Here is a 9,277-nt window from a genome sequence, read left to right on the forward strand (position 1 = left end):
CGGCGGGCCGTACTCGTGGACGTGAACAGGCCGTACCCGTAACCGTGAAGGGGTGTCAGCCGTCCGACCGGGCCGCGGCCAGCAGCTCCTCCGCGTGGGCCCGTGCCGTCTCGGAGTCCTCCTGGCCCGCGAGCATCCGGGACAGCTCCCGCACCCGGTCCTCGCCCTCCAGGACCGTGACCCCGCTGCTGGTCACCGCCCCGTCGACGGTCTTCTCGACCAGCAGCTGCCGGTCCGCGAAGGCCGCGACCTGCGGCAGGTGCGTGACGACGACGACCTGGGCGGACCGGGCGAGCTTCGCGAGCCGCCGCCCCACCTCGACCGCCGCCTTGCCGCCGACGCCGGCGTCGACCTCGTCGAAGAGGTACGTGGGTACGGGGTCGGCGCCCGCGAAGACCACCTCGACGGCGAGCATCACCCGGGACAGTTCACCTCCCGAGGCCCCCTTGGCGATCGGCCGCGGCTGGGCACCGGGGTGCGGGGCCAGCAGCAGCTCGACCTCGTCGGCGCCGGACGGCCCGTAGACCACGCTCCGCCCGTCGATGTCGATGCCGGACGCCTCGTCGGCCGCCTCGGCCTGCCGGATCGCGAAGGAGACCCGGGCGTGCGGCATGGCCAGGGAGGCCAGCTCCTCGGTCACCGCGTCGGCGAAGAGCGCCGCCGCCCGGTTGCGGGCGTCGGTCAGCTCCTGCCCGAGGACGGAGAGTCCGGCCCGCAGCGCGTCGCGCTCGGCGGTCAGCTCGCCGATCCGGTCGTCGTCGCCCTCCAGCTCGGTGAGCCGGGCGGCCCCCTCCTGGGCCCAGCCGAGCACGGCGCCGACGTCCTCGCCGTACTTCCGGGTGAGCGCGGTGAGCGCGGCGCGGCGCTCCTCCACCGCGGCGAGCCGCCGCGGATCGGCGTCCAACTGATCGGCGTACCCGGCCAGTTCGCCCGCCACGTCGGAGAGCAGGATCGAGATCTCGCCGATCCGGTCGGCGAGCGCCGCGAGCGCCGGGTCGTGGGCGCGCACCGCGTCCAGCGCCCGTCCGGCGGCCGCGACCACGGTCGTCGCGTCGACGCCCTCCGGGTCCTCCGGATTGCCCGCGAGCGCGGTGTGCGCCAGGGACGCGGCGGAGGCGAGCGCCTCCGCGTGACCGAGCCGCTCGGCCTCGGCGGCCAGTTCGACGTCCTCACCGGCCAGGGGTTCGACCGCGGCGATCTCGCCCAGCCCGAAGCGCAGCAGATCGGCCTCCTGGGCGCGCTCGCGGGCCCGCGTGGTCAGCTCGTCCAGCTCCGTGGCGACCGCCCGCAGCCGGCGGTAGGCCGCCGCGTACGCGGCGAGCGGCCGGGCGACGCCGTCGCCCGCGTACCGGTCGAGCGCCTGCCGCTGCCGGGCGGGCTTGAGCAGGCCCTGCTGGTCGGTCTGGCCGTGCACGGCGACGAGCTCGTCGGCGAGTTCCGAGAGCACCCCGACCGGCACGGACCGGCCGCCGAGATGCGCCCGGGAGCGCCCCTCGGCGGAGACGGTACGGCTGATCAGCAGCGCGCCGTCCTCGATCTCGCCCCCGGCCTCCTCGGCCCGCAGCGCGACGGCGTCCCCCTCGGACACCGTGATCCGCCCCTCGACGACGGCGGCCTTGGCCCCGATCCGTACCAGGGCCGGGTCGGCACGCCCGCCGAGCAGCAGCCCGAGGCTGGTGACGACCATGGTCTTGCCCGCGCCGGTCTCACCCGTCACGGCGGTGAAACCGGGTGACAGCTCCACCACCGCGTCGTCGATGACTCCGAGCGACCGTATCCGCATCTCCTCCAACACGGACACGACCTTACGAGGTCCGAAGGCCGATGTGCGACGGACCCCGCCCCGCGGCTCACTCTCCCGGGTACGCACCCGTTGCTTCGCAACACCTCCGGGGGAACGTCCGCCGGTCAGTGCGGGGCGCCGCGCCACCCCGAGACCGGCAGCGCGAACTTCGCGACCAGCCGGTCCGTGAACGAGGCGTGGTGCAGCCGCGCCAGCCGTACGGGCACCGCCCCGCGCCGCACCTCGACCCGTGCCCCGGCGGGGAGTTCCACGGTCCTGCGCCCGTCGCACCACAGCACCCCGTGCGGGGTGTGCTGCTGGACCTCCACGGCCAGCACCGACGTCGGGGAGGTCACCAGCGGCTTGGCGAACAGCGCGTGGGCGCTGATCGGCACCATCAGCAGTGCCTCGACCTCGGGCCAGACGACGGGCCCGCCCGCCGAGAAGGCGTACGCGGTCGATCCGGTGGGGGTGGCGCAGACGATCCCGTCGCAGCCGAACCCGGTCACGGGGCGGCCGTCGATCTCCAGGACGACCTCCAGCATCCGCTCGGGCGACACCTTCTGCACGGCTGCCTCGTTGAGCGCCCAGTCGGTGTGGACGACGTCGCCGTTGGTGCGCACCACGACGTCGAGCGTCATGCGCTCCTCGACCTGGTAGGCCCGGGTGACGACCCGGTCGACGACCTTGTCCAGGTCGTCGCGCTCGGCCTCGGCGAGGAAACCGACCCGGCCGAGGTTGACGCCGAGCATCGGCACCCCGGAGGCTCGGGAGAACTCGGCGCCGCGCAGCAGCGTCCCGTCACCGCCGAGCACGATCAGCAGCTCGCAGCCGTCCACGGCCCGGGGCGTGGCGTCCGCGACCGTCTCGACGGCCGACGGGAGCGGCAGGTCCGCCGCCTCGGTGGCCAGCACCCGTACGCCCAGACCACTGCGGAGCAGCCCCTGTACGACCAGTTCGGCACTGCGGATCGCGGCCGGCCGGCCGGTGTGCGCCAGAAGAAAAACGGTTCGTGCGGTATCCGTCGTCATTCGTGCCGCATTCGTCGTCAACGAGGCCCCTCCGCCACTGCACGGTCGACATCCGCGGGATCCAGTTCAGGTGCCCCGGCCCGCAGCCACAGAAAGTACTCCACGTTTCCCGACGGTCCGGGCAGCGGGCTCGCCGTCACCCCGCGCACCCCGAGTCCCAGCTCCCAGGCCCGGCGCGCGACCTCGCGCACCGCCTCGGCCCGCAGTTCGGGGCTGCGCACCACGCCTCCGCTGCCGAGCCGCTCCTTGCCCACCTCGAACTGCGGCTTGACCATCAGGACCAGGTCGGCGTCGGGGGCGGCGCAGCGCGCCAGGGCGGGCAGGACCAGCCCGAGCGGGATGAACGACAGGTCCCCGACCACCAGGTCGACCGGCTGCCCGTCGATCGCTTCCAGCGTCAACTCCCGTACGTTGGTACGGTCCTTGACGATGACCCGGTCGTCGGACTGGAGCGACCAGGCGAGCTGCCCGTAGCCGACGTCCACGGCGACGACATGACCGGCCCCGGCCCTGAGCAGCACGTCGGTGAAGCCGCCGGTCGACGCCCCGGCGTCCAGGGCCCGGCGCCCCTCGACGGCCAGCCCCAGGGGAACGAAGGCGGCGAGGGCGCCCGCGAGCTTGTGCCCGCCGCGCGAGACGTACTCGGGGTCGCTGTCGTCCTTGGTCACGACGACGGCGGCACTGGTCTCGACCTGGGTGGCGGGTTTGGTCGCGGTGTTCCCGCCTACGGTGACCCGCCCGGCGGCGATCAGCTGGCTCGCGTGCTCGCGTGAGCGCGCGAGTTTGCGGCGTACCAGTTCGGCGTCGAGACGGCGGCGTGCCACTCCTGCCACGTTCGGTTCAGCTCCTGTTGTCGTGCGGGGGCACCGGTGCGGGTACCGGTGCGGTCGTGGGCCCGGTGTCCAGCGCGCTCAAGGTGTCGCGCAGCCCACGGTGTACATCCTCGTACACCTCGGTGTGTCCGTCCGCCGCGAGGTGGTCGGCATCGGCCAGACGCTCCAGCCCGGCGTCCACCCCGGCATGACCGGTGGGGGTACGCGTGACGCCGAGGGGCGCCGGGGCGGCGGGGTCGGGCGCGGGGGCGGCCGCCGCGTCCGGTTCCGGCGTCCGCGGCATCTCCGGCATCGAGTCGCTCATGCGGGAAACGCTACCCCGAAGGGCTGAGGTACCGTCGATCATGATGGCGACCATGGCGGAGTGCCGCAGCGCACTCGACAGACTTTCCGACCGCCTCGCGGGGGCCGACGGCGACGTACGCAGCGCGGCTTCCCTGGACCGGTCGCTGAGCTGTCACATCAAGGACCTCGGCGTCACGTTCACCGGCCGGCTGGCCGATGGCCGGATCCAGGTGCTGGACACGGTCGAGGGGCCGCCTCGCGAGAAGGCGGCGATCCGGCTCGCGATGACCGGTGAGGACCTGGTGGCCATGGTCGACGGCGAGCTGGAGTTCGCCCGCGCCTGGGCCTCGGGCCGGGTCCGTCTGGAGGCGGGCTTCCGTGATCTGCTGAGGCTGAGGTCGCTGCTCTAGGTCCGGCCGGCCCGTGTCAGCTCCCGGCCGTGGCCCCGACGGCCACGGCGCGTGGCCTGCGCGCGGCGGGCACCACCAGCGGGGTCCCGGTCTCCGGGTCGTCGATCACCTGGCAGCGCAGCCCGAAGACCCGCTCCACCAGTTCCGCGGTGACGACCTCGCCGGGCGCCCCCTCGGCGATCACCCGGCCGTCCCGCATCGCGACGAGGTGGGTGGCGTACCGCGCGGCGTGGTTCAGGTCGTGCAGGACGGCCACCAGGGTGCGCCCCTGCGTCTCGTGCAGGTCGGCGCAGAGGTCGAGGACGTCGATCTGGTGCTGGATGTCGAGGTACGTGGTCGGCTCGTCGAGCAGCAGCAGCGGTGTCTGCTGGGCGAGTGCCATGGCGATCCAGACGCGCTGCCGCTGCCCGCCGGACAGTTCGTCGACATGGCGGCCGGCCAGCGCGCCGACGCCGGTGGCCGCCATCGACTCCTCGACGACGCGTTCGTCCTCCGGCGACCACTGGCGCAGCAGCCCCTGGTGCGGGTACCGGCCGCGCCCGACGAGATCGGCGACGGTGATCCCGTCCGGGGCGACGGAGGACTGCGGCAGCAGCCCCAGTGTCCGGGCGACCTTCTTCGCGGGCAGCTGGTGGATCGCCCGCCCGTCCAGCAGCACCCGTCCGCTCTCCGGCTTCAGCGTCCGCGAGAGCGCGCGCAGCAGGGTCGACTTGCCGCACGCGTTGGGGCCGACGATCACCGTGAACGAACGGTCGGGGATCTCCACCGAGAGGTTCTCCGCGATGACCCTGCCGCCGTAGCCGAGGGTCACCGCGTCCGCGGTGAGGCGCTGCATGGTCGTAACTCCCGGGGTCGGAGGCGGCCGGGTGCGGAACGACGACACCCACGAACAAAGTTAGGTTAGGTTAACCTACCTTTTCGTGTGGTCGCGGGGCCCTACAGCCCCAGCCGGGCGACCGCCTTGCCCGAGTCCAGGCCGCAGGAGCCTTCCTCCGCGTACGACCAGGCGGCGCCGCAGAGCGCCCGCAGCCCGTCGAGCGCGTCCCCGTCCCCCTCCAGCGCCAGTTCGTCGCCGCGCACCGACGCCGTCCAGCCCCCGCACACGAAGCCGCCGCCGCCGGCCACCACCTCGGGCTGCCCGGTCAGCAGCCCCCGCAGGTCCGCGTCCACGTAGGTCGGCCGGTGCTCCGGCACGGCCGCCAGCAGCCGCGCCGCGTCCGCCACCCCGGTGAGCACCAGCAGGGAGTCCACACCTCCGTTGAACGCGCCCTCGATGTCGGTGTCCAGCCGGTCACCGACCACCAGCGGGCGCTCGGCCCCGGTGCGCAGCACCGTCTCCCGGTGCATCGGCGGCAACGGCTTCCCCGCGACCTGCGGCTCGGCACCGGTGGCGATCCGTACGACCTCGACCGCGGCGCCGTTCCCCGGCGCGATGCCCCGGGCGCTCGGAATCGTCAGGTCGGTGTTGGACGCGAACCACGGCACCCCGCGCGCGATCGCGTACGCGGCCTCCGCGAACCGCCCCCAGGCCATGTCGGGGCCGCCGTACCCCTGCACCACCGCGGCCGGCCCGTCGTCCGCCGACTCCACCGGCACCAGGCCCCGCTCCCGGACCGCCGACCACAGCCCCTCACCGCCCACCACCAGCACCTTGGCCCCGGCGGGCAGCTGGTCGGCCATCAGCCGGGCGACCGCCTGCGCCGAGGTGATCACGTCGCCGGGCTCCGCCGGCACGCCGAGCCGGGTCAGATGCGCGGCCACCGCGTCCGGCGTCCGCAGGGCGTTGTTGGTGACGTACGCCAGATGCATCCCGCCGTCCCGCGCCTCCGTCAGCGCATCGACGGCGTGGACGATCGCGTGGTCCCCCGCGTAGACGACTCCGTCGAGATCGAGCAGCGCCGTGTCGTACGCCCTGCTCAGCACCGTGCTGCTGCCGCCGGGCCGGATTCTGCTCCGCTGACTCATTCTTTGCGCTCCTCGCTCGCTGCTTCTGCCCAGATCATCGCGTACACCGGCCGCGCACTTACCATGCACGGATGAATACATCAGGTCCGGCCGGCGAAGGACTGCGTCTGATTCCGTTCCGTGGCTTGCGCTACGTCCCCGAGCGGGTCGGCAGTCTTGCCGCGGTGACCTCGCCGCCCTACGACGTCGTGGTGCGGCCCGACGGCCTTCATCATCTGGAGTCCGCCGATCCGCACAACATCGTCCGGCTGATCCTGCCCCAGGCGGACACGGCCGCGGCCCGTCACGAACAGGCGGCGCAGACCCTGAAGCGCTGGCTCGCCGAGGGCGTCCTCGCACCGGATCCCGAGCCCGCTCTGTACGTGTACGAGCAGCGCAACGCCGAGATGCTGCAACGCGGTGTCATCGGGGCGCTGGCGCTCTCCGCCCCGGCCGACGGCGTCGTCCTGCCGCACGAGGACGTGATGGCCCATGTCGTGGAGGACCGGGCCGACCTGATGCGCACCACCGCGGCCCACCTCGAACCGCTGCTGCTCACCTACCGCGGCGGGGGCCGCGAATCGGGGGCCGCCGCCGTCATCGAGCGGGCCACGGACCGTCCGCCGCTGCTCACCACCACGACCGAGGACGGGTACCGGCACCGGCTCTGGGCGGTCACCGACCCCGTCGAGCAGGCGGAGATCGGCACCGATCTCGCCCGCCACCAGGCGCTGATCGCCGACGGGCACCACCGCTGGGCCACCTATCTCCGTCTCCGGCAGGAGCACACCGTGCCCGGGCCCTGGGACTTCGGTCTGGTCCTGCTCGTCGACACGGCCCGCTACCCGCTCCGGGTCCGCGCCATCCACCGGCTGCTGCACCGCCTTCCGGTCGCCTCGGCGCTGGCCGCGCTGGACGGGGTCTTCCGGGTACGCGAACTGCCCGGCCCGCTCCCGTCGGCGCTGGACGCACTCGCCGGGGCATCCGCCGAGGGAAACGCGTTCCTGCTCGCGGGCGACGGCGGCTTCCACCTCGTCGACCGCCCCGATCCCGGGCTGCTGGCCCGCGCGATTCCCGCCGACCGCCCGCCCGCCTGGCGGGCTCTCGACGCGACGGTCCTGCACGCGGCTCTGCTCGACCATGTCTGGGAGATCCCGGACACCCCTGAGCACATCGCCTACATCCACGACACCGCCGCGGCCGTGGAGCAGGCCGAGCGGCGCGGCGCCACGGCGGTCCTGATGCATCCGGTCCGCGAGGAGGTGGTCCGCGACCTCGCCCGGCAGGGGGTCACCATGCCCCGCAAGTCGACCTCCTTCGGCCCGAAGCCGGCCACCGGCCTGGTCCTGCGCAGCCTCGACCAGGGCTGAGCAGGGACGCGGACAACAAAAAAGGGCGGCACCCCTTCCGGGATGCCGCCCTCTCTCATTGCCTCACGCCTCGGTCGTACGGTCCTTCTCGCCGTCCGTACGGTCGTCCGCGCGGTCGTCGCCGTCCGTGCGGTCGTCTTCCGCGGCGGCACCGGCGGCCGGCTCCGGGCTCACGGCCTCGTCATCGCCGTCAACCTCACCGGCCCCGACCCCGTCCTCGTCCTCGTCGAGGGCGTCCACGAACTCGACCCCGTCCATCTCGGCGAGCCGGTCGGACGCGTCGGTGGAGCCGTCCTTGTCCGCCTCCAGCGCCTTGCCGAACCACTCACGCGCCTCGTTCTCACGTCCGGCGGCGAGCAGTGCGTCGGCGTACGCGTAGCGCAGCCGGGCCGTCCACGGGTGCACGGCGCTCGACGCGAGCTCGGAGCTCTGCAGCGTGACGATGGCGGCGTCGAGCTGGTCCATGTCCCGCCGGGCCCCGGCGGCGACCAGACGCATCTCCACCTGCCCGGCCTTGTCCAGCTTCTGCACCTCGGGCTCACCGGCCATCGCCAGCGCCCGCTCGGGCCGTCCGAGCCCGCGCTCGCAGTCCGCCATGACGGGCCACAGCTCCACGGAACCGGTCATCCGCTTGGCCGCCCGGAACTCCGCCAGCGCCTCCGAGTACTTCTGCGTGGCGTACGCGGCGAAGCCGGCCGCCTCTCGCACTGCGGCCACCCGCGAGGCCAGCCGCAGCGCGATCCGCGCGTAGGCGTACGCCTGCTCCGGGTCCTCGTCGATCAGCCGGGCCACCATGACGAGGTTGCGCGAAACGTCCTCGGCCAGGGTCTTCGGCAGGCTCATCAGCTCCTGCCGCACGTCCTTGTCGATCTCGTCGCCCGTGACGTCCTCGGGGATCGGCAGCCGCTTGATGGGCTCGCGGTCCCGGTCGTCGCGCCTGTCGTATCCACCGCGGTCGTCACGCCCCCGGTAGCCGCCCCGACCGCCACGGTCGTCGCGCTGGCCACGGAAGCCGCCACCGCGGTTGTCGTCCCGCCGGAACCCGCCACGGTTGTCGTCGCGCCGGTTGTCGTCGCGGCGGAAGCCGCCGCCGCGGTTGTCGTCGTCACGGCGCGGGCCACGAGGCCGGTCGTCGTCGCGACGCGGGCCACGGAACCCACCACGCTCGTCATCCCGACGCGGCGCACGATCCCGATCCCGATCATCACGCCGGAACCCGCCACCACCACCGGAGGGCCGACCGTCGTCACGCCGGTAACCACCACGATCATTCCGGTCGTTGTCCCGGCGCGGACCACTGGCGCGGTCATCGCGACGGCCGCCGAAGCCGCCCCGGTCACCACCGTCCCGGCGACGCGGCTCGCGCTCCGAACGATCGTCGGGAGAGTTGGTGGACATCGGCGTGACTCCTGTCATCGGGTACTACAAGACATTCTGACGCAGTCGGACATCCGACGCGCTTCGACAAAAACAAAAAGACCCTTGGTCCCAGCGTGAACGCTGGGACCAAGGGTCCTTGAAAGATTGTTCGGCGGCGTCCTACTCTCCCACAGGGTCCCCCCTGCAGTACCATCGGCGCTGAAAGGCTTAGCTTCCGGGTTCGGAATGTAACCGGGCGTTT

9 protein-coding genes and 1 rRNA gene are annotated in these 9,277 nt (G+C 73.2%); 2 read left to right on the plus strand and 8 right to left on the minus strand.

Annotation, left to right across the window (positions count from 1 at the left end):
* Window positions 1-55: 55 nt before the first annotated feature.
* The 4 genes from recN to ACFCV8_RS33800 all read right to left on the minus strand — a co-directional run bounded on the left by recN (window position 56) and on the right by ACFCV8_RS33800 (window position 3,951).
* Window positions 56-1,801, minus strand: coding sequence for a DNA repair protein RecN (recN, locus tag ACFCV8_RS33785; RefSeq protein ID WP_376689330.1), 1,746 nt, complete (start codon window positions 1,799-1,801; stop codon window positions 56-58).
* 107 nt (window positions 1,802-1,908) lie between these two features.
* A complete protein-coding gene (locus ACFCV8_RS33790) occupies window positions 1,909-2,814 on the minus strand; it encodes an NAD kinase (protein ID WP_376689331.1) in 906 nt (301 codons plus the stop codon).
* A gap of 17 nt (window positions 2,815-2,831) precedes the next feature.
* Window positions 2,832-3,647, minus strand: coding sequence for a TlyA family RNA methyltransferase (locus tag ACFCV8_RS33795; RefSeq protein WP_376689332.1), 816 nt, complete (start codon window positions 3,645-3,647; stop codon window positions 2,832-2,834).
* Between the two features lie 7 nt (window positions 3,648-3,654).
* Entirely contained in the window at window positions 3,655-3,951 is a 297-nt protein-coding gene (locus ACFCV8_RS33800; RefSeq protein WP_376689333.1) for a hypothetical protein, read from the minus strand.
* A 43-nt stretch (window positions 3,952-3,994) separates the two neighbouring features.
* Here ACFCV8_RS33800 and ACFCV8_RS33805 point away from each other — a divergent pair, with 43 nt between their 5' ends.
* Window positions 3,995-4,342 (plus strand): SCP2 sterol-binding domain-containing protein, encoded by a 348-nt coding sequence (locus ACFCV8_RS33805; RefSeq protein WP_376689334.1) that lies wholly within the window; start codon window positions 3,995-3,997, stop codon window positions 4,340-4,342.
* Between the two features lie 16 nt (window positions 4,343-4,358).
* Here ACFCV8_RS33805 and ACFCV8_RS33810 read toward each other — a convergent pair whose 3' ends face one another.
* Both ACFCV8_RS33810 and ACFCV8_RS33815 read right to left on the minus strand, forming a co-directional pair.
* Window positions 4,359-5,177 (minus strand): ABC transporter ATP-binding protein, encoded by an 819-nt coding sequence (locus ACFCV8_RS33810; RefSeq protein WP_376689335.1) that lies wholly within the window; start codon window positions 5,175-5,177, stop codon window positions 4,359-4,361.
* A gap of 101 nt (window positions 5,178-5,278) precedes the next feature.
* On the minus strand, window positions 5,279-6,307 hold the full coding sequence (locus tag ACFCV8_RS33815) for an HAD-IIA family hydrolase (protein WP_376689336.1): 1,029 nt from the start codon (window positions 6,305-6,307) through the stop codon (window positions 5,279-5,281).
* A gap of 71 nt (window positions 6,308-6,378) precedes the next feature.
* Here ACFCV8_RS33815 and ACFCV8_RS33820 point away from each other — a divergent pair, with 71 nt between their 5' ends.
* Window positions 6,379-7,656, plus strand: coding sequence for a DUF1015 domain-containing protein (locus ACFCV8_RS33820; RefSeq protein WP_376689337.1), 1,278 nt, complete (start codon window positions 6,379-6,381; stop codon window positions 7,654-7,656).
* Window positions 7,657-7,719: 63 nt separating this feature from the next.
* Here the strand turns inward: ACFCV8_RS33820 and ACFCV8_RS33825 are convergent, their stop codons facing one another.
* Window positions 7,720-8,514 (minus strand): hypothetical protein, encoded by a 795-nt coding sequence (locus ACFCV8_RS33825; RefSeq protein ID WP_376689338.1) that lies wholly within the window; start codon window positions 8,512-8,514, stop codon window positions 7,720-7,722.
* 668 nt (window positions 8,515-9,182) lie between these two features.
* Window positions 9,183-9,277 (minus strand): 5S ribosomal RNA (gene rrf, locus ACFCV8_RS33830); the annotation flags it as partial.

It is taken from the genome of Streptomyces sp. NPDC056347 (genome assembly GCF_042262625.1).
Taxonomy (GTDB): domain Bacteria; phylum Actinomycetota; class Actinomycetes; order Streptomycetales; family Streptomycetaceae; genus Streptomyces.